This window comes from Brevundimonas diminuta (genome assembly GCF_022654015.1).
In the GTDB taxonomy this organism is placed as follows: Bacteria; Pseudomonadota; Alphaproteobacteria; order Caulobacterales; family Caulobacteraceae; genus Brevundimonas; species Brevundimonas diminuta_C.
Window position 1 is genome coordinate 2,778,460 of the sequence record NZ_CP073063.1, and the last position, 19,769, is coordinate 2,798,228.

The 19,769-nt window shown below is 67.1% G+C and carries 23 protein-coding genes; 12 read left to right on the forward strand and 11 right to left on the reverse strand.

The window, feature by feature from the left end; genetic code table 11:
• The first annotated feature begins 17 nt into the window (after positions 1–17).
• The 3 genes from mdoH (at position 18) to KAK88_RS13785 (ending at position 3,476) form a co-directional block, all read left to right on the forward strand.
• A complete protein-coding gene (mdoH, locus tag KAK88_RS13775) occupies positions 18–1,982 on the forward strand; it encodes a glucans biosynthesis glucosyltransferase MdoH (RefSeq protein ID WP_242077055.1) in 1,965 nt (654 codons plus the stop codon).
• Positions 1,983–2,093: 111 nt separating this feature from the next.
• Positions 2,094–2,411, forward strand: a complete 318-nt coding sequence (locus KAK88_RS13780; RefSeq protein WP_039248149.1) for a hypothetical protein — start codon at positions 2,094–2,096, stop codon at positions 2,409–2,411.
• A 78-nt stretch (positions 2,412–2,489) separates the two neighbouring features.
• Positions 2,490–3,476: an SDR family oxidoreductase gene (locus tag KAK88_RS13785; RefSeq protein ID WP_242077056.1), complete on the forward strand. Its 987-nt coding sequence runs from the start codon at positions 2,490–2,492 to the stop codon at positions 3,474–3,476.
• A 42-nt stretch (positions 3,477–3,518) separates the two neighbouring features.
• Here KAK88_RS13785 and KAK88_RS13790 read toward each other — a convergent pair whose 3' ends face one another.
• From KAK88_RS13790 to KAK88_RS13815, 6 genes are all read right to left on the reverse strand, one after another.
• The gene (locus KAK88_RS13790) at positions 3,519–3,803 is read right to left on the reverse strand and encodes a GNAT family N-acetyltransferase (protein WP_242077057.1); all 285 of its coding nucleotides are present in this window, start codon (positions 3,801–3,803) and stop codon (positions 3,519–3,521) included.
• Between the two features lie 66 nt (positions 3,804–3,869).
• Entirely contained in the window at positions 3,870–4,253 is a 384-nt protein-coding gene (locus KAK88_RS13795; RefSeq protein WP_242077058.1) for a hypothetical protein, read from the reverse strand.
• Positions 4,254–4,263: 10 nt separating this feature from the next.
• On the reverse strand, positions 4,264–4,935 hold the full coding sequence (locus KAK88_RS13800) for a hypothetical protein (protein WP_242077059.1): 672 nt from the start codon (positions 4,933–4,935) through the stop codon (positions 4,264–4,266).
• Positions 4,936–5,017: 82 nt separating this feature from the next.
• A complete protein-coding gene (gene folB / locus KAK88_RS13805; protein WP_242077060.1) occupies positions 5,018–5,416 on the reverse strand; it encodes a dihydroneopterin aldolase in 399 nt (132 codons plus the stop codon).
• Positions 5,417–5,419: 3 nt separating this feature from the next.
• Positions 5,420–6,181, reverse strand: a complete 762-nt coding sequence (locus KAK88_RS13810) for an SDR family oxidoreductase (protein ID WP_066550388.1) — start codon at positions 6,179–6,181, stop codon at positions 5,420–5,422.
• A gap of 142 nt (positions 6,182–6,323) precedes the next feature.
• The gene (locus tag KAK88_RS13815; RefSeq protein WP_242077061.1) at positions 6,324–6,935 is read right to left on the reverse strand and encodes a nucleotide-binding protein; all 612 of its coding nucleotides are present in this window, start codon (positions 6,933–6,935) and stop codon (positions 6,324–6,326) included.
• Positions 6,936–7,210: 275 nt separating this feature from the next.
• Between KAK88_RS13815 and KAK88_RS13820 the strand changes: the two genes are divergently transcribed.
• From KAK88_RS13820 to pgsA, 6 genes are read left to right on the forward strand one after another with little or no spacing between them, the layout of a single operon-like run.
• Positions 7,211–7,681, forward strand: a complete 471-nt coding sequence (locus tag KAK88_RS13820) for an NUDIX domain-containing protein (protein WP_242077062.1) — start codon at positions 7,211–7,213, stop codon at positions 7,679–7,681.
• Between the two features lie 58 nt (positions 7,682–7,739).
• Positions 7,740–8,603, forward strand: coding sequence for an alpha/beta hydrolase (locus KAK88_RS13825; RefSeq protein WP_242077063.1), 864 nt, complete (start codon positions 7,740–7,742; stop codon positions 8,601–8,603).
• Positions 8,604–8,634: 31 nt separating this feature from the next.
• Positions 8,635–9,081 carry a DMT family transporter gene (locus tag KAK88_RS13830; protein ID WP_242077064.1) on the forward strand — a complete coding sequence of 149 codons (447 nt, stop codon included), beginning with the start codon at positions 8,635–8,637 and terminating at the stop codon, positions 9,079–9,081.
• 16 nt (positions 9,082–9,097) lie between these two features.
• On the forward strand, positions 9,098–10,963 hold the full coding sequence (uvrC, locus tag KAK88_RS13835; protein ID WP_242077065.1) for an excinuclease ABC subunit UvrC: 1,866 nt from the start codon (positions 9,098–9,100) through the stop codon (positions 10,961–10,963).
• Between the two features lie 21 nt (positions 10,964–10,984).
• Positions 10,985–11,608 (forward strand): carbonic anhydrase, encoded by a 624-nt coding sequence (locus tag KAK88_RS13840; protein WP_242077066.1) that lies wholly within the window; start codon positions 10,985–10,987, stop codon positions 11,606–11,608.
• Between the two features lie 44 nt (positions 11,609–11,652).
• The gene (gene pgsA, locus KAK88_RS13845) at positions 11,653–12,297 is read left to right on the forward strand and encodes a CDP-diacylglycerol--glycerol-3-phosphate 3-phosphatidyltransferase (protein WP_026108402.1); all 645 of its coding nucleotides are present in this window, start codon (positions 11,653–11,655) and stop codon (positions 12,295–12,297) included.
• On the opposite strand, the gene KAK88_RS13850 is transcribed toward pgsA, so the two are convergent.
• Both KAK88_RS13850 and KAK88_RS13855 read right to left on the reverse strand, forming a co-directional pair.
• On the reverse strand, positions 12,294–12,809 hold the full coding sequence (locus KAK88_RS13850) for a retropepsin-like aspartic protease family protein (protein ID WP_242077067.1): 516 nt from the start codon (positions 12,807–12,809) through the stop codon (positions 12,294–12,296). The two genes, pgsA and KAK88_RS13850, sit on opposite strands and share 4 nt — an antisense overlap.
• Positions 12,810–12,884: 75 nt before the next feature.
• On the reverse strand, positions 12,885–13,106 hold the full coding sequence (locus KAK88_RS13855; RefSeq protein WP_242077068.1) for a DUF1289 domain-containing protein: 222 nt from the start codon (positions 13,104–13,106) through the stop codon (positions 12,885–12,887).
• A 156-nt stretch (positions 13,107–13,262) separates the two neighbouring features.
• On the opposite strand from KAK88_RS13855, the gene KAK88_RS13860 reads away from it, so the two are divergent.
• Together KAK88_RS13860 and KAK88_RS13865 are read left to right on the forward strand one after the other, a co-directional pair.
• Positions 13,263–13,415 (forward strand): hypothetical protein, encoded by a 153-nt coding sequence (locus KAK88_RS13860; RefSeq protein ID WP_017505113.1) that lies wholly within the window; start codon positions 13,263–13,265, stop codon positions 13,413–13,415.
• Between the two features lie 116 nt (positions 13,416–13,531).
• Complete coding sequence (locus tag KAK88_RS13865) at positions 13,532–14,329, forward strand: crotonase/enoyl-CoA hydratase family protein (protein ID WP_242077069.1); 798 nt, start codon at positions 13,532–13,534, stop codon at positions 14,327–14,329.
• Between the two features lie 9 nt (positions 14,330–14,338).
• Here KAK88_RS13865 and KAK88_RS13870 read toward each other — a convergent pair whose 3' ends face one another.
• From KAK88_RS13870 to KAK88_RS13880, 3 genes are read right to left on the reverse strand one after another with little or no spacing between them, the layout of a single operon-like run.
• Positions 14,339–15,343, reverse strand: coding sequence for an HlyD family secretion protein (locus KAK88_RS13870; protein WP_039248126.1), 1,005 nt, complete (start codon positions 15,341–15,343; stop codon positions 14,339–14,341).
• Positions 15,344–15,376: 33 nt separating this feature from the next.
• A complete protein-coding gene (locus KAK88_RS13875) occupies positions 15,377–16,132 on the reverse strand; it encodes an ABC transporter ATP-binding protein (protein WP_242077070.1) in 756 nt (251 codons plus the stop codon).
• Positions 16,129–17,301: an ABC transporter permease gene (locus KAK88_RS13880; protein WP_242077071.1), complete on the reverse strand. Its 1,173-nt coding sequence runs from the start codon at positions 17,299–17,301 to the stop codon at positions 16,129–16,131. Before KAK88_RS13880 ends, KAK88_RS13875 begins: the two co-directional genes overlap by 4 nt.
• A 214-nt stretch (positions 17,302–17,515) precedes the next feature.
• Here KAK88_RS13880 and KAK88_RS13885 point away from each other — a divergent pair, with 214 nt between their 5' ends.
• Positions 17,516–19,609, forward strand: a complete 2,094-nt coding sequence (locus KAK88_RS13885; RefSeq protein ID WP_242077072.1) for a S46 family peptidase — start codon at positions 17,516–17,518, stop codon at positions 19,607–19,609.
• The last annotated feature ends 160 nt before the right edge of the window (positions 19,610–19,769 follow it).

Sequence of the window (19,769 nt, forward strand, 5' to 3'; positions counted from 1 at the left end):
GGGGCGTCCAGAGCGGCATGAACAAGCTGGCGATCCGGCCTGTCGAACAGGCTGAAATCGAGACGACGATCCACGGCGCGCAAACGCCCAGCTGGTCGTGGCTGCCCGACGAGGCGCCGCTGGCCATGCCGGTCCAGTCCCTGTCCGCGCCCGACGCCGTCGCCGACGTGACGCCCGCGACCTCGCCGCGCACCGTCGCGACGCGTCGCCTGGCCCTGCTGGCCGGCACCATCGTCCTGACCGGCCTGTCGGCCATCACCCCCTTCTACCTCTATGCCCGCAAGGGTTGGGACGGCACCGAGATCCTGGCCTTCGGCCTGTTCATGGTCCTGATCACCGCCATCTCCTGCTGGTTCGTCAGCGGCCTGATGGGGCTGTTCGTCATGCTGCGCGGCAAGGATCAGGCGGACCTCGCCTTCTCGCCGCATCCGCCGATGCCGCGCACCCGCACCGCCCTGCTGATGCCGCTGTACAACGAGGACGCCCGTTCGTCCTTCGCGCGCCTGTCCCAGATCGATTCCTGCCTGGCGCGTCTGGGCGCCTCGTCGGCCTTCGACATCTTCGTGCTGAGCGACTCGACCAAGGAAGACGCCGCCGCCGCAGAGCGTTCGGTGTTCCAGGCGTTCCGCATGGCCGCCAACTCCAAGGCCTTCTATCGTCGCCGCACCGACAACGCCGAGCGCAAGGCCGGCAACCTGGCCGAATGGGTCCGTCGTTTCGGCGGCGCCTATGAGAACATGATCGTCCTGGACGCCGACAGCACCATGGCCGGCGAGACCCTGCTGCGCATGGTCGATGCCATGGAACGCAATCCCGGCGTCGGCCTGATCCAGACCGCCCCGGTCATCATCAAGGCCCGCACCATCTTCGCGCGCGTGTCGCAGTATTCGGTGCGCCTGTACGGCCGCGTCGCCGCAGCGGGTCTCGCTTACTGGACCGGTTCGGAATCTAGCTACTGGGGCCACAACGCCATCATCCGCACGCGCGCCTTCGCCGCCTGCTGCGGCCTGCCGCACCTGAAGGGCAGGAAGCCCTTCGGCGGTCACATCATGAGCCATGACGTCGTCGAGGCCGCCCTGATGCGCCGCGCCGGCTGGGCCGTCCACGTCACCGCCTCGCTGGACGGATCGTGGGAAGAGACCCCGCCGTCGATCACCGATTTCATCCGTCGCGACCACCGCTGGTTCCAGGGCAACCTGCAGCACCTGGGCCTGATCACGGCCAAGGGCCTGTCGCCGATGAGCCGCCTTCAGCTGCTGATGGGCTGCATGGCCTATCTGTCGTCGCCCCTGTGGCTGGCGTCGCTGATGGTCGGCCTGTTCATCCAGATGTTCTATCCGGTCGACTGGACCAGCTTCTTCTACATCCTGAACCCCCAGTTCACGCCCTTCATGCTGGCGTCCTTCCTGTCCGGCGTACTGCTGATCGGGCCCAAGTTCATGGGCGCCGCCCTGGTCCTCAGCCGTCCGGCCGAGCTGCGCGCCTTCGGCGGCCGTCGCGCCATCGCCAAGGGCATGGCGGCCGAGATCGCCCTGTCGGCCATCCTGGCCCCCATCCTGATGGTCGCCAACACCAAGGCCTTCATCCAGATCGTCTCGGGCCACGACACCGGCTGGTCGACGCAGCAGCGCGAGGCCGACGGCCTGGCCTGGTCGGACGCCTTACGCGCCATGCGCTGGCAGATGATCGCCGGCGTGGGCTTCCTGGTCCCGCTCGCCGTCCGTCCCGACCTGGCCACCTGGTTCGCCCCGATCGTCCTGCCGCTGCTGCTGGCGGCTCCTATCACCGTCTGGACCTCGCGCGTTCGCTCGGGCGACAAGCTGGCGGCCACGGGCTATCTGGTCACCCCGGCTCAGGACGGCGTCAGCGTCTCGCCGGCCGTCCTGCACACGCCGCGCTCGCCGCTGCGTGCGGTCGCCGGCGGCGTCCTGGCCCCTGTCGCTGCGCCTGCGATGGTCCCGGCCCGCGCGCCCGAGCGCTAATCGACCGATGCGTGGCGGCCACAGTGTCGCCACAACCGTTACAGCAACGCTCGACGTCAATCTCGATCGGCCTCACCCTAGGCTCCTGTCGTTTGCGGGAGACGTGATTCCATGGCCAAATCCACCGGTTCCGACGCCAAGCCTGACCTGCGGCTCGTCGCGGCCGAGGCCGAGATCTACGACCTGATGAAAGCGCCTGAAACCACCGCCGACCGCGTCAAACGCCTGCAGTTGGAAGCCCACGCCCTGGCGCTGGAAGAGATCGAAGGTCTGGAGAAGCTGTTGCTGGAAGCCGCCGCCAAGGCCAAGGCCATCGCGGACGGGGGCGACGCCTATCCGGTCGGCGCGCGCGAGATCGCCTCGCGCCTCGCCGCCGATCTGCCGACCAAGGCCGAAACGATCAAGACCATCGTCCACCGCGTCGGCTGAAAACCGAAGCTGAGCGTTCGGAACGACCCGCCCGCCCGTCCGCTTTCCTGAAGACCCCATCTTCAGGAGACGACACCCATGGACGACCGGACCCACGCGCGCGCCGAAGACATCGCCGATCAGGAACGCGCCATCCAGCGCGACATCGACGCCAGGGACAAGGCGTCCGGCGACGACAAACCGTCCGGCGCGATGCAGGCCGGCGCCCGCCCCTATCCCGCACCGCCCTTCCCGAAACAACACCAGACCAAGCCGGGCGACGAGGCCGCGCTGGATCCCGCGCCCCTCTTTGATGCGCCCTTCTGGAAGGGGTCGGGCAAGCTGGACGGGCTCGCCGCCCTGATCACCGGCGCGGATTCCGGCATCGGCCGCTCGGTCGCCGTCCTGTTCGCGCGCGAGGGCTGCGATGTCGTCATCTGCCATCTGGACGAGGACGCCGACGCCGAAACCACCAAGGCCGCCGTCGAGGCCGAGGGTCGCCGCGCCGTGGTGCTAAAGGGCGACGTCTCCGATCCCGCCTTCGCCGAGAGGGCGGTCAAGGCCACGCTCGACGCCTTCGGCCGCCTGGACGTCCTGGTGCCCAACGCCGCCTTCCAGGAACACGTCCCCGCCTTCGAGGACCTGACCTACGAGCATTTCGACCGCACGCTGAAGACCAACCTCTACGGCTATTTCAACATGACCAAGGCGGCGGTCCCGCACATGAAGGCCGGCGGCGCCATCGTCATGACCGGCTCGGTCACCGGTCTGATGGGCAATAAGGATCTGCTCGACTATTCGCTGACCAAGGGCGGCATCCACGCCTATGCCCGTTCGCTGGGTACGCATCTGGCGCCGCGCGGCATCCGCGTGAACGTCGTCGCGCCCGGCCCGGTCTGGACCCCGTTGAACCCCGCCGACAAGGATGCTGAAGCGACCTCGAAGTTCGGCGCCGACACGGTGATGAAACGCCCGGCCCAACCCGAAGAGATCGCGCCCGCCTACGTCTTTCTGGCCTCGCCCCAGATGTCCAGCTTCATCACCGGCGAGATCCTGCCGATCATCGGCGGCTACGCCGGCGGTTGAACGTAAACCGCCGCCCTGCGGTCACAGGGCGGCGGCGTTTTCTCAGGCTAATACGTCGTCGTAATCCGGATGCCGCTTGTGCCAGGCGACGGCGTAGCTGCAACGGGGAAACAGCTTCAGTCCCGTCTGGCGCGCATGATCGGCCAGCGACTGCATGAACCGCCCGGCCGCGCCCGATCCGCGCAGCGACGGCTCAGCCTCGACGTGCAGGATGATGCGGGCATCGCCCTTTACGGCATAGTCGGCCCAGACCAGGCCCGCGCCCTTGTCGTCGTCGAAGGCCTGTTCGAACCGGTTGTCGCCTTCGGCGTCCTTGAACTGTCCCATCGAATTCTCCTTTGACGGATCAACCACCGGAGGCCTCGGGACGTTCCGTCAGCGTCAGATCAGCCCTCAAATCGGCTTGTCGTTCAGCAGGTTCAGCAGGCCGATCACGCTCTTGATCGTGAACCAGACGCTCAGCAGGAACCAGACCAGCAGGAACAGCAGCAGAAACGGAATGCCGATCAGCACGACCGACGCCACGGCGCTGATAAGGATCCCGGTCCAGGCCGCGATGGTCCACCAGAAGACCGACCAGAACAGCCGGATCTGCGCGTCGATATGCTGGCGCGCCACGCCCGTCGCCGTCCCGCGCGTGACATAGGACACCACCAGCCCGATCAGAACCAGCACATTGGCGCTGGGGATCGACAGGATGAACAGGGCCCAGGCGATCAGCGCCCCGACCTTGCCCTCAGACGGCTGCCCGGCGATGAAGTTGGGTTCGTTCGTCATCGTCGGTCCTTCAGAACAACAGGCTGCGGGGGTGAGGAACGGCCTGTCCGCTCTTCAGTTTCAGCACCCCGAACGCGCCGCGCGCCAGGACCCAGATCGCCAGGGCGAACAGCACCAGCACGCCGATGTTGACCACGATCAAAAGGGCCCCGACGACCGCCGCCCCGACGGCGCCCAGAATGGTGCGCTGCTGATAGACGGCATGGCTGTGCTCCAGCGGATCCGTCGCCCCGTCGCGCCGCATCACCGCCAGCAGCGCCACCAGGCACGACAAGCCCAGCGTCGGCACGGCCAGCAGGATCAGCACATAAACGGCGTACAGCCGCATCGGCACGACCGGTCCTTCACGGCCTGAATCCTGAAGTTTGGGCGCCGCCTCGGCCGTCAGACGCTGGCGCACCGCGCGCGCGGCCGGCGCCGGCTCGGCCTCGGCGGGCGTCGCCTCGGACCGGGGCGGAAACGGCGCCGTCGGCCGGGTCGTCGGGCCAGACCGGTCGAAAGGCCCCGGCTCGGGTGGATCGAACAGGTCCGGTTCGCGCTCGCCTATGGGAAACGGCTCCGGCTGACGCTCACGCGCACGGCCCGCCAGCGACGCGGGCGAGACGAAGCCGACCTCGGCGTCATGATCGTGGTCGTGATCGCGGGGCGCTGCTGGATCTTTCGGATCGCCGGGTTCGGCCATGGACAACGCTTCTGTCACGCCGGACGCCCGGCTGGAATCTGGCGACGACAATGGCGGTCGGCGCGGCGCGAAGCAACCGCCCTTACCGCCCCAGCACGATCTCGCAGCCCGGCGCCGCGACCGCCGCCAGGGCGCCGGGCTTTTCGATCCGCACCGTGGCCCGCTGCACGCGGCCGTCCTCCAGGCACGCCCGCGCCAGCCGTTCGGCGAAGGTCTCGACCAGCCCCACATGCCCCTCGGCGGCGATGGCGCGCGCGGCGTCCGCCACGGTCTCATAGTTGATGGTATCGCCCAGCCGTTCGATCGGACGCGGCTCCAGCTCCAGCGTCACATCGATCACCAGCCGTTGCAGCCGCCCCTGCTCGTGGTCATACACCCCAATCCCGGCCTCAACCTCCAGCCCGCGCACGAACACGCTCAGCCGCTCGAAACGCAGCCGATCGTCCGCCGGAGCCGGCGTCGCCAGAGGAGAGGAAACCACGCGCTACTCCTGGATGTCGGGGGTGCGCCAGGCCAGATGCTGGCCCCCGTCGACGGCGATCATCTGGCCCGTCACCATCCGGGCGTCAATCAGCCACAGCACCGCCTCGGCCACCGCCTCGGGGCTGCCGGGCGTTTCCAGCAGGGTGGCGCGCGCCTCGGCGGCGAACTCTTCGGGCGTCTGGTGGATGGACGGCAGGGTCGGCCCCGGCCCCACCCCATTGACCCGAATGCCGGGCGCCAGCGCCTGGGCCAGGGTCTGCGTCGCCCACCACAGGCCGTTGCGCGACAGGCTGTAGGAGAAGAAGCGCGGATCCGGCTTCAGCACCTTCTGGTCCAGCAGGTTGACGATGGCCCCCTCGACGGCTTGCGCCGCGAACGCCTCGGCCAGCACGATCGGCGCCCTCAGATTGGTGTCGAGATGCAGGTCCCAGCTGTCGCGCGTCAGCTCGCCGATCCGGTCGTCCTCGAACACCGAGGCGTTGTTGACCAGCACGCTGACCGGCCCCAGCGCCTCGACCGCCGCGGGGATCAGCGCCCGCACCCTGGCCTCGTCCGTCAGGTCCGCCTGCAACAGGCATGCGCGCCGCCCCAGGCCCGCGATCTCGTCGGCCAGGGTCCGGGCGTCGTCGCCCGACGCATGATGATGGATCGCCACGTCGAACCCGGCCTGGGCCAGCTTCAGACAGATGGCCCGCCCGATCCGCCGCGCCCCGCCCGTGACCAGGGCGACGCCCCGCTCAGAGCGAGCAGCCGCCTCAGTCAACCCGACCGAACTCGAACACGTTGAACGCCGCCAGAACGGCGATGAAGCCGAAGATGATGCCGAGAGCCAGCATGGAATGCTCCTGTTGTCGGTCCTCGCTTAGAGCGGGACGGGGCGGGGTTCAAGCAAGGTTCTTTGGCGACTACAGCGCTGCGGCGATATATTCCGACATCAGGGTCGTCAGATCTCCAAACGTCATCTCGTCCACCTCCAACTGAAGTCCTTGGCAGAGAGCCGGCAACTGCGCCTCAAACTGTTCGAAATCGCGGGCCATGGCCCGTCCGCCTGGAACGGTCTTAGAACGGCTCTGATCCCTCAGCCAGCTGGCGACCGCTTCTATGCAGGCGGCAGGGTCATCGCCGTGAGCGTGGATGTCCTGACCAGCTAAATCTGAGATGAACCGCTGATACCTGTAACGCTCGGTATCCATCACTAGGCAGCGCTTGCGCTTCTGCAACTCGTCGCCGAACCGTTTCGCTCCCAGGAACAGGCCTAGTTCCAACGGCATGTTGAATCGCGGAAGGGGCGGGTCGCCGTCAGAGTCCGTGCGCGAGATGTCATGAACCCCGTATCGACACTGATCTACGATATCGGAAATTGAGGCCCATCGATTCTGGCTGGCGTCATCGACCTCCAGTGCACATCGGGCGCGAAAACCGGACCGCGTGATGGCGAACACCATCGCCCGGAACATTGTCTGATAAGCAGAATCGAACGGGCAGTTGATGAAGACGTCCCGAGCGAAAGACGCCACTATTTTTGAGACGTCGCTTCGAGACGCGCCGCAATGGCGCCCCTGGCTTCACGCACGGTGAAATGGTTGGACGGCTTGGACGACTTCAACACTGTGACACCGTCCGACGTCCGTCCGACGCTCACATAACGTCCCGTGGAGGCGTTACGAGCAGTCTTCGGATTTTGCGCAGGTGACTTCGCCATAGGATCAAGATCATGCATCTTCCCTTGGCGCGCAAGACCTAGCTGTCCGCAAGCCGCGCATGACATGCAACTCAGAGACCTTTCGCATCCATGACCTGGCGCATCCACGTCGAACCCTTCACCCGTCCGCTCTTCTTCGCCTGGTCGCGTCTGACGCGGGGCAAGACGCTGGGCGTGCGGACGGTGGCGGTGGATGCGCAGGGGCGGGTGCTGATGGTGCGGCACACCTATCTCAAGGGCTGGTGGCTGCCGGGCGGCGGGGTGGACCGGGGCGAGACGACCCACGCCGCCGTGGTGCGCGAACTGCGCGAAGAGGCAGGGCTGGTCGCGCGCGGGGCGCCGCGCCTGATCTCGATCCATTCCAACGAACGATTCTTTCCCGGCGATCACGTCGCCGTCTTCCGCATCGACGCCTTCGATCTGAGCCAGCGCACCAGCCACGGCGAAATCGCCGAGATCGGCTGGTTCTCGCCTTCCGCCCTGCCAGACGACGTGAACCGGGGCTGTCGCGCGCGTCTGGCCGAACTCTTCGACGGCGCCCCGGTCGATCCGGACTGGTGAGACGGAAACCACCCCTCGCTGCGTTTCAGAATGGTCAAGCCTGCTAAAGGATCGCACCATGCCTCTCTCGCGTCGCCTAGCCCTTATCGGCCTGGCCGTCAGCGCCACCCTCCCCGCCCAAGCCCTCGCCCAGACCCGCAGCGATCGTCGATCGCGTCGCATGGCGCCCTCCGGCCCGGTCGTCGCGCCCGCCCACACCTTCACCTTCGGTCCGGACCCGCTTCAGGCCTACGACCTCTATGCGGAGAGAGGGACGGGACCGATCCTGATGTTCGTCCACGGCGGCGGCTGGTCGCGGGGCGAACGGACCAATGTAGCCGCCTTGCCGGACTATGCTCAGCGGCACGGCTTTACCCTGGCCTCAACCAGCTATCGGCTGGCGCCCGCCGTCAGCGCGCGCGAGTCGGCCCTGGATGTCGCCGCCGCTGTCGCCGATCTGAAGCGCCGCCTGCCCGGACGGCCGATCTATCTGCTGGGCCATTCGGCCGGGGCCCATCTGGCCGCGCTGGTCGGAATCGATCCCGAATACCTCGGCGCAGTTGGGGAGAAACCCTCGGATCTGGCGGGTGTAATCCTGTTGGACGGGGCCGGCTATGACGCCACAGCCGCGCGCGGGACCGGCCCGGTCGATCAGTGGCTAGGCCGAACCTATGATCAGGCCTTCGGGGATCAGGCCGCCGCCTTGTCGCCTACTCTGCTTATCCGCCCCGGCGTGACCTATCCGCCCTTCCTCATCTTCCACGTCGCCCGCCGGCAGGATTCAACAGCGCAGAGCCGCGGCCTGGCTGAGGCCCTGATCCGGGTCGGCGGCCGCGCAGAGGTCGTCGCCGCGCCGGACGACAGCCATATGACCATCAAGCGCGACTTCGGCGTCGCCGGCGATCCAGAAGGAGAACGCGCCGCCCGCTTCATCCGGGGGTAACAATCGGCGAGCGCCATGCTAGCCAAGGGCCATGAACCCGTCCCTGCTCGCCATCCTCGTCGTCATTCTGGCCGGCGGCGCCACCGCGCTTCAGGCCCCGACCAACGCCAGGCTGGCGACCGCGGTGGCCTCGCCGGTCAACGCCGCCTTCATCTCATTCGCGGTCGGGACGACGGTGCTCGGGATATTGGCGGCCATCCTGCACACCCGGCCGGACATGGCCGCGACGCGGGCCCTGCCGTGGTACGCCTGGCTGGGCGGGGCCTACGGCGCCTGTTTCGTAGTCGCGGCCGCCTGGGGCGTGCCGCGCCTGGGGGTGGCCATGACCATCACCTTGATGGTCGGCGGCCAGTTGCTGCTCAGCCTGGCGCTGGATCATTTCGGGGCGTTGGGCGTGCCGCGCCAGCCGTTGAACATCGGCCGCATCGCCGGCGTGGGGCTTGTTCTGGCTGGCGTCCTTCTGGTCCGGCGCTCTTGACCCTATATCGGGCGCGATGACCGAGGAGACGCCTGATTCCCAACTGAAAGCCGCCGCCCTGATCGCCGACGAGGCGCGCCGGGCGCCGGACAAGCCGGGCGTCTATCGCATGTATGGCGAGGACGGGTCCTGCCTGTATGTCGGCAAGGCCAAGTCGCTGAAGAAGCGCATCATTCAGTATGCGCAAGGGCGTTTTCACACCCAGCGCATCGGCCTGATGGTGTCGCAGACCCGGTCGATGGAGCTGGTGGTCACCGCCACCGAGACCGAAGCCCTGCTGCTGGAATCCAACTTCATCAAGAAGCTGAAGCCCCGCTTCAACGTGGTGCTGCGCGACGACAAGTCCTTCGCCGAACTGATGATCCGCCGCGACCACCGCGCGCCCCAGGTCAGGAAGCATCGCGGCGCCCACACGACGCCCGGCGACTATTTCGGCCCGTTCGCCTCGACCTGGGCGGTCAACCGCACGCTGAACACCCTGCAGAAGGCCTTCCTGCTGCGGTCCTGTTCCGACAGCGTCTATGAGACCCGCACCCGTCCCTGCATGTTGCATCAGATCAAGCGCTGCTCTGCGCCGTGCACCGGCCTGATCAGCCTCGAGGACTACGGCGAACTGGTCACCGAGGCCGAGCAGTTCCTGCGCGGCAAGTCCCGCGCCGTCATCGGCCGCCTATCCAAGGAGATGCAGGCGGCGTCGGACGAGATGGACTTCGAACAGGCCGCCCGCGTGCGCGACCGCATCCGCGCCCTGTCGGCCATCGCCATGGAGAACTCCGTCAGCGCCGACAGCGTCGCCGAAGGCGACGTCTTCGCCCTGCATTCCGACGGCGGCCAAGCCTGCGTCCAGGTCTTCTTCTATCGCGCCGGCCAGAACTGGGGCGGCCGCGCCTATTTCCCGCGCGTGGACAAGACCGACACCGATCCCGAGATCCTGGCCGCCTTTCTGGGTCAGTTCTACGAGGACAAACCGATCCCGCGCCTGATCCTGTCCAACGTGCGCCCGCACGAGCTGGAACTGCTGGAAGAGGCCTTTTCGATGAAGGCCGACCGCAAGGTCGAGATCGTCCGCCCGATGCGCGGCGAGAAGCTGGCGCTGGTCGACCACGCCCTGACCAATGCGCGCGAGGCCCTGGGCCGCCGCCTGGCCGAAAGCTCGGCGCAGGGCAAGATTCTGGACGAGGTGTGCGAGGCCTTCGGACTGGAGAGCCGCCCCGAACGGATCGAAATCTACGACAACGCCCATATTCAAGGGACGAACGCGGTGGGCGGCATGGTCGTCGCCGGCCCCGAGGGCTTCCAGAAGTCGCAGTATCGCAAGTTCAACATCCGGGGCGAGGATCTGACGCCCGGCGACGACTACGGCATGATGCGCGAGGTCATGCGTCGCCGCTTCGCCCGCCTGGTCAAGGACGAGGAAGAGGGCGAGGACGCCGTCCGCCCCGACCTGCTTCTGATCGACGGCGGCGCGGGGCAGTTGGCCGAGGTGCTGGCCGTCCTGGCCGACCTGGGTCTGGACGACATCGCCGTGGTCGGCGTGGCCAAGGGGCCGGACCGCGACGCGGGGATGGAGAAGTTCTTCATGCCCGGCAAACCGCCCTTCATGCTGCCGCTGAAGTCGCCGGCCCTCTACTACCTGCAGCGGCTCCGCGACGAGGCCCACCGCTTCGCCAACGGCGCCCACGCCAAGCGCCGCTCGATGGACATCAAGAAGAATCCGCTGGACGAGATCGAAGGCGTCGGCCCCGGCCGCAAGAAGGCCCTGCTGCACGCCTTCGGCTCGGCCAAGGGCGTCAGCCGCGCCTCGTTGGCCGACCTGGTCAAGGTCGACGGCATCAACCAACCTCTCGCCGAACGCATCCACGCCTTCTTCCGTAAAAGCTGAGCCGGAGCTAAGACACCGACCATGAGCGACATCGAAGACGAACTGACCACCGGCTATCGCCGCTTCCGCGCCGAGCACTGGCCGACGGCCCGCGCCGAGTACGAAACCCTGGCGACCAAGGGCCAGAAGCCGCACACCCTGATCGTGGCCTGTTCCGACAGCCGCGCCGATCCGGCTCTGATCTTCGACGCCAAGCCGGGCGAGCTGTTCGTGGTGCGCAACGTCGCCAATCTGGTCCCGCCCTATGAGCCGGACGGCAAGCTGCACGGCGTGTCGGCGGCGCTGGAGTTCGGGGTCAAGGTGCTGGGCGTCAAGCGGATCGTGGTCATGGGCCACGCCCACTGCGGCGGGGTCAACGCCATGATCAACGGCGCCCCTGAAATCGTCGCCGACTTCGTCGGCCCCTGGATCGCGCAAGGGACGCCCGTCGTCCAGCACGTCGCCGAAACCGTCGACCCCGACCAGTTGGAACGCGCCGCCGAAGAGGCCATCGTGCGGCTGTCGATCCGGAACCTGCGCACCTTCCCCTGGATCGCCGAGCGCGAAGCCAAGGGCGAGCTTCAGCTCAGCGGCCTGCATTTCGGCATCGCCGAGGGCGCGCTGACGGCCCTGACCGACAAGCCCCGGTTCGAACCGTTGGATTGAGCGGCGAACCGTGCCACACCCGGCGCGTTGCAACGGACATGACGATGACCTCCGCTCACCGCGCCAACCCCATTCCCAACATCCTGACCGGGCTGCGCCTGGCGGCCGGGGTGGTGATGTTCGCCATGATGGCCGGAGCGGCGCCGGGCGCGCTTGAGGCCTGGCTGTCGCCGGAAACCCAGGGGCGGTTCAGCGTCTGGGCCTTCTGGATCTTCGTCATCGCCGCCTCGACCGACTGGGTCGACGGCTATCTCGCTCGGCGCTGGAACGCGACCACGCGCTGGGGCGCCATTCTCGATCCCATCGCCGACAAGGTGCTGGTGACCGGGGCCATCCTGGGCGTCCTGGCCTCGGGTTCACTGCCCGGCATCGCCCTGCCCTGCGGCCTGATCCTGTTCCGCGAATTCGCCGTCTCCGCCCTGCGCGAGACGATGGCCGGCCGCATCGAACTGCCGGTCACCCTGGCCGCCAAGTGGAAGACCACGGTGCAGATGGTGGCGCTCGCCGCGCTTCAGCTGACCCTGCTGTGGGGCGCCCTGGGCCTGCAGAACGACGACGGATCGCCGCTGGCCTGGCAGCCGGCGTTCGAATCCTTCGCCATCTTCCTGATCTGGTTCGCCGCCATCATCACCCTGTGGACCGGCTGGCAGTATTTCAGCGAAGCCCGTCGCCAGATGCGCGACCTTTAGGGCCGTAGCGTCAGCCCGGCCGGCGTGGCGGAAAAGGCGGAAAGCCGGCCGAGATAGCTCATGCCCAGCAGGGAGTATTCCAGCCCCTGCTCCACCACCAGGGCCTCGACCCGGTCCACACGCGCGCCCGCGACCGAGATCGTCTTCAGCTGGACCGGCGCGGCACGCACGACCCCCGATGCGGTCTGGACCTTGCCGGTGAAGGCTTCGGGTTCGGGTTCGACGCCCAGCCTCAGGGCGTCGGCGCGCGTCAGGGCGACCACGCTGGCGCCCGTATCCACCAGCACCCGCACCGCCTTGCCGTCGATATTGGCCTCGGCCCAATAGTGGCCGTCTGCGCCCTTCACCACCTGGGCGTCCGTGCCGGAGGCGCCGACCGCCGCCTCGGCCACGGGCGTCGCCGCCTGGGCCATGCCGTCGCCTTCCAGATGGCGGATCGTCAGAGCCGTGCCGAACGACGCCATGAGAGCGAAGCCGAGGACGACGACAGACTGGGTATCGATGCGAACCATGCCTCTGTCTTAGAGGCGCGGCGTTTGGATGGGGTGAAACGACGTGGCTGACGAAAGCTTAAGCCGCGAACCGCGCTAGCCCAGCTTGGCCGGATCGACCTGACTACGGCGCGACGGCAGTTTAGCCATGACCGCCGCGCGCTCGGCGTCGCTCAGCGACCGCCATCCGGAGATTTCCTTCAGCGTGCGAAAACAGCCGAGGCACAGGCCGCTCTCGCCATCGACTGCGCACACCATGACGCAGGGCGTGGCGATGGCCTTGGGCGGTCCGGGCCGGCTCGGGGTCGTCGCACTCATTGTGACACAGCGGCGAAAATCACTCCGACTCCTGACGAATAAAGTTGCAAATTCACGAAACTGTCTTATATCGGCTGATGACGCGAAACGACTGACGGTGGAATCCCATTGGTACGACGCGTCTCTTTTCATCGTTCTGCGAAAGGAGACGCCAAGATGAACGATAAGGAGCGTAACCTCCAACACGCCATGATGTCCTTCGCCCTTTGGGGCGGGATGCTGGTCAACAGTCGGCATATGCCGTCGAACTCGGGCCGGGTGGTCAGCCATCCGTCCAACTTCGTACCCTATACGATCAAGAAACGCTGACGGCCCTCCCGGCCCTCAGCCTGAAGAAGCCCCGGTCTCGCCGGGGCTTTTGCAACTCCTGACTTGCCTGACGCGGCGTTCGCGGTCGATGACGGGCGTGAAGACGGAGACGATGCATGGGCCTGATCACCGAAGAGAAGCGGGGCGCGATCCTGATCTGGACGCTGGATCGCGAGGCGCGGCTGAACGCCCTGCCCGATCTGGGCGACGGCGACGAGGTCGCGGCGGCGTGCGAGCGGGTCAATGCCGATCCGTCGATCCGCTGCGTGGTCCTGACCGGCGCCGGACGGGCGTTCTCGGCCGGCGGCGACCTGACGGCGATGCGAGACAGGCGCGACCTGTTCGAGGGTTCAGGCGCCGCCATCCGCGAACGCTATCGCCGCGTCGTCCATCGGATCGTGCGGTCGCTGTATGGGCTTGAGGTTCCGCTGATCGCCGCCGTCAACGGGCCGGCGATGGGGCTGGGCTGCGATATCGCGGGGCTCGGGGACATCCGCATCGCGTCTGAGCGCGCCAGCTTCGGCGTGCCTTTCCTGAAGCTGGGCATCATCCCGGGCGACGGCGGGTCCTGGCTGCTGCCGCGCAACATCGGCTATGCCCGCGCCGCCGAACTGCTGTTCACCGCCCGCTCCATCGATGCCGCGACGGCCGCCGAATGGGGGCTGGTCAACCGCGTGGTCGCGCACGACGACCTGATGACCGAGGCCGTGGCTGTCGCCGCCCAGGTCGCGGCCCAGCCGCCCCAGGCCCTGCGTATGGCCAAGACCCTGCTGCGTCAGGGCCGAGACACGACCTTCGACCAAATGCTGGAGATGTCGGCGGCGATGCAGGCTCTGGCCCACCTGACCGAGGACCATCAGGAAGGCGTCGCCGCCGTGCTGGAAAAGCGGCCGGGCAATTTCACCGGCCGCTGATCCGACGTTCTATTTCGTCTTCATGGCCTCGCTGGGCCCGACGCCGGCGGCGACCGCGCGTTTGGCCCCGGCGGTCTCGCCCGGCTTCATGAACTTGACCAGCACCCGCTGTCCGATCAGCAGGGGCGCATCGCCGGCCGAGGCGACCACTTCAACCACCCGCTCGTCGCTACGTTGCGAGGGATCGTCCGAGGCCAGTTTACGCGCGCCGAACACGGCGGCCCGACGCATGACGGCGCCGATATAGACCTTGCTGGCGTCGCCCTCGGGGCTGATCTCGACGGCCTGGCCGTCGGTCAGGTTCGGCAGATCGCTCTCGACCACCTCGGCGCGGACGATGCGCGGCGCGTCCGGCTCCAGATCGAACATGTTGGAGACGTTCAGGGTCGAGGCGCCGGCGCCGGGGTTGGCGTAACGGCGCACGATCCGGCCGTTCGTCGGGGCGCGGATGACCGTCAGTTCCTGATTGTAGCGGGCCTGATCCAACTGAGCGCGCGCGGTCTGGACGGCGGCGACCTGCGACCCCAGACGGGCCTGGGCGGTGGCGATGGCGTCCTGGGCCTGGTCCATACGCTGGGCGGCGACGAAGTTGGTGGCGACCAGGCGTTGCAGACGCTCCTGCTCGCGCTGGGCGGTGCGGATGTCCACGCGGATCTGGGCCAGTTGGCTTTCGGCCTGACTGACGGCGGCGGCCGCAGCCTGCACCGCCAGACGCGCTTCGTCGTCTTCCTGACGGGCCAAAATCTGACCGGCAACGACGCGATCGCCTTCCTGAACAAGGACGTCACGGACGATGCCGCCGCGACGAGCCGCGATCTGGATGATGCCGCCCTCGACGTCGACCTTGCCGTTGGCGATAGCTGCATAGGGGCTGTCGACCTTGGTCGCCGCCGCCTTCTCCTGCTCGGCTTTCTTGGTCTTGGCGGCGGACTGGAACAGCATGAAGCCGACCGCCAGCACGATCACCAGCAGCAGGCCGATCCAGGTGCGTTTTTTCTTCAGAAAGCCGGGCATTGGCGTGTCGTCCTAAGGAAATCGTCGTGTCGGTTAGTGGGACGCCAGGATGGCGTTCGGATCGGGGATGCGGCGCTGGTCGTCCAGGATCTTGCCGTCCTCGATATGGATGACCCGGTCGGCCCAGGCCTCCAGGCGCGGATCGTGGGTCACGCAGATGACGGCGGCGCCGTGTTCGGTGGCGGCGCGGCGCAGCAGCTTGATAACCACCTGGCCGTTCTCGCCGTCGAGCGCCGAGGTCGGTTCGTCGGCGAACAGGATCTTGGGATCCTTGGCCAGGGCGCGGGCGATGGCGACGCGCTGCTTTTCACCACCCGACAGGGCCGCCGGCCTCTGGTGCAGACGGTGGCCCAGGCCGACCTCTTCAAGGGCGATGGTGGCGCGCTTCTTGGCCTGGCCCGCGGTCAGCCCCTGGAACTTCAGCACCGTCTCGACCTGCTGAAGCGCCGTCAGCGCGGGGAACAGGTTGAAGCCCTGGAAGATGAAGCCGCAATTATCCAGGCGGAACTTGTCGATGCGGCCCGAGGACAGCTTCCACAGATCGTCGACGTCCAGCACGTCCACCCGGCCCTCTTCGGGCTTCAGCAGGCCCGACAGGGCTGCGATCAGGGTGGACTTGCCCGAGCCGGACGGCCCCATGACCATGGTCAGGTCGCCATGCCGTGCATCGAAATCGACGCCCTTCAACACATCCATCCAGGCCTTGCCGGACTTGAACCGCTTGACCAGGCTTTTGGCCTCGATGGCGAAGTCGCCGTGCTTGCCGTGAACCTTTGTATGAACGTTCATCGCAGCAGGTCCGCCGGTTGGCTGTTTTTGAGGATGCCCAGCGACAGCAGGCCGGACACCATGGCGATGGCGATCAGGCCGATGCCGACGATGATCAGCAGCGACAGCGGCAGGGCGATGATCACCGCCCCCATCATCGCCAGCAGCGACACCAGCCAGGTCAGGACGATGGCCGCGATGACGCCGACAACGCCGACCCAGAAGCTGAGCTCGACCACGATCCGACGCAACGAGCCCATGCTGACGCCCAGGGCCCGGAGGGAGGCGAACTCCTTGATATTGGCCATGATGGCGCCGCGCAGGGTCTGCCAGGTGATGGCCACGCCGATGATGATCCCCAAGACGACGCAGCCGCCGATGATAATGACCAGGATGCCTTCCTCGAACATGGCGCCGGCGTTGGCGTCGGCCAATTGCTGCTTGGTCCACGCCTTCCACTGACCGGCGCCCATGGCGTTCAGTTGGGCCACCACGACGGGCGCGCGGGCCGGATCACGCAGCTTGACCATCAAAGGACCGACGCGCGGACCCGTGTCGGCCTGGCCCAGCATCCGCAGGGTGTCGCGCGACATGACCACGCCGGGCTGCATCATATTGGGATAGCCGCGCGTCACGCCGACGACGGTGACGGTCTGGCCGTTGTACAAGGCCTTGTCGCCCAGCTTCACGCCCAAGGTCGTCAGGGCCGTCTCGTCCACCGCGACGGTGTAGGGTTGGCGCAGGGCGTCGACCAGTTCCTGGGAATAGTCGGTCGGGATCGTCACCGAGCCGGGGCGGGTGTCGATGATGCTGGCCTGGACGAACTTCTGTCGCGGGGCGCCCTGCGACGCATTGTCCGCCTGGCTCTTGGTCGGATCGACGTTCTTGATGTTCTGGAACGTGCCCCCGGCGCCGTCCAGCGGCATGACCTCGACCACCTCAGGGTGGTTGTAGGCCAAGGGAATGAACCGGCGGGGCACGCCCGATGGCCCGCCCATCAGGCTCTTGGCGCCGGGCTGCATGATGAAGATGTCGGCGTTCGACCGCTCGATGGTGGCGGTGAACCCCTTGCCGATGCCGATGAAGACGCCGGTCATCGCCAGGACCAGAAGGCCCGACAGGGCCAGAGCCATGACCGCCGCCATATAGCGACGCCACTCGAACAGCAGTGTTGATAGCGCAAGCGACATTGTCGTCGATAAACCCCCGGTACTTGCGCCTATCTGACCGTGCGCCCCCTCACCGCCAAGTTAAATCGGGGTAAGGCTTGTGAACCCTTGTCATTGCGGGTTCGAAATCAGGGGACTAAGGGCCTTACAGCCTCTTGGCGCCCACCCTTCGTCGGCGCTAGTTACAACATAACAGATGGGACAGGCCGTCCCACGCTCTGGGAAACACGCCTTCATGTCCTTGCCCTTGCTTCGTCTCACCGCCTCGCTGGCCGCGCTCGGCGCCGCCACCGCCGTCCTGTCCGCGCCCGCGACCTCCGCGCGCGCCGACGAGGGCATGTGGACCTTCGACAACTTCCCCATCGCCACGGTGAACGAGAAGTATGGCACCAACATCGACCAGGCGTGGCTTGACCGCGTGCGCAACGCCGCCGTCCGCCTGCAGGGCTGCTCGGCCTCGCTGGTGTCGAACGAAGGCCTGGTGCTGACCAACCACCACTGCGTCGTGTCGTGCGTTCAGGACCTGTCCACCGCTCAGAACGACTACGTCAAGAACGGCTGGATGCCCGCCACCCGCGAGGAAGAGAAGAAGTGCCCCGGCCAGACGGCCGAGATCCTGACCGACATCGTCGACGTGACCGACCGCGTGACCGGCGCCGGCGCCGGTCTTGAGGGCGCCGCCTTCGTCCAGGCCCGCGCCGCCGAGATCGACAAAATCCAGAAGGAAACCTGCGGCGACGACCAGAAGCTGACGTGCCAGGTCATCAGCTTCTACCGCGGCGGCCAGTACAAGCTCTACAAGTTCCGCAAGTATGACGACGTGCGCCTGGTCTTCGCGCCCGAGTTCCAGGCGGCCTTCTTCGGCGGCGACCCGGACAACTTCAACTTCCCGCGCTACGCCCTGGATGCCGGCTTCCTGCGCATCTACGAGGACGGCAAGCCGGTCGCCACGCCGAACCACCTGACCTGGAACGCCAATGCGCCCAAGGAAGGCGACGTCACCTTCGTCGCCGGCAACCCCGGCTCGACCCAACGCCTGCTGACCGTGGCCCAGCTGGAAACCCTGCGCGACCAGCAACTGCCGATCAGCCTGATCCAGACCTCGGAACTGCGCGGTCGCCTGCTGGAGTATTCGACCACCGGCGAAGAGGCCAAGCGCGTCTCCGTCGATCCGATCTTCGGCCTGGAGAACGGTTTCAAGGTCAACTACGGCCAGCAGGGCGCCCTGACCGACCCGGCCTTCATGGCCACCAAGCGCCGCGAGGAGCAGGAGCTGCGCCAGCGCGTCGCCGCCGACCCGGCCCTGGCCCAACGCATAGGCGATCCGTGGGCCGATCTGGAACGCGCCTCGACCGCCCAGCGCGACCTCTATCTGCCCTATCGCCAGCTGGAATCGGCGGCCGGTCAGCGCTCGTCGCTGTACAGCTACGCCAAGGCCATCGTCCGCGCCTCCAAGGAACGCGCCAAGCCCGTCGCTGAACGCCGCGCCGGCTATTCGGACGCCGACATCGCCTCGCTGGGTCGTCGCCTCGCGACCGAGACGCCGATCTCGAACGATCTGGAGAAGATCTATCTCGACTTCTGGCTGTCCAAGACCCGCGAATATCTAACGGTCGACAATGCGAACGTGAAGGCGCTGCTGGGCAAGGAAAGCCCCGAGCAGATCACGGAGCGTCTGGTCGACGGCACGCGCCTGGCCGATCCCGCCTTCCGCGCCCAGGCCCTGGCCATGACGCCGGAGCAACTGGCCGCCTCGGGCGATCCGCTGATCCAGTTCGTCCTGGCCAATGACGATGCGGCCCAGGCCGTGCGCACCCAGTGGGAATCGGCCGTGTCCGGCCCGACCAGCCGCGCCGGCGAAAAGATCGCCCAGGCCCGGTTCGCGGTTTACGGCACCAACCTGTACCCCGATGCGACCTTCTCCTTGCGCCTGTCCTACGGCCAGGTGAAGGGCTGGACCTATCGTGGCGTGACGGTCGAACCCTTCACCCAGATCGGCGGCCTGTACGAGCGCAACACCGGCGCCGAGCCCTTCAACGCGGCCGAGGACTGGCTGGCGGCCGAGGGCAAGGTCAACAAGTCGACCGTCTATGATTTCGTCTCGACCAACGACATCATCGGCGGCAACTCGGGCTCGCCGGTGATCAACGCCAAGGGCGAAGTCATCGGCGCCGCCTTCGACGGCAACATCCACTCGCTGGGCGGCAGCTTCGGCTACGACCCCGAGCTGAACCGCACGGTGACGGTCTCGACCGCCGCCATCACCGAGGCCCTGCGCAACGTCTACAACCAGCCGCGCCTGCTGCGCGAACTGGGCGTGCGTCGCTAAGCTGAAAGTCCTTCTCCCCTCGGGGGAGAAGGTGGCTCGCGCAAGCGAGACGGATGAGGGGGCTGGTTGACCCAGGCCCCCTTTTTCCATTTTGAATGCGGACAGAGCCCACTCATCCGAGCCCTTTGGGCTCACCTTCTCCCCCAAGGGGAGAAGGATC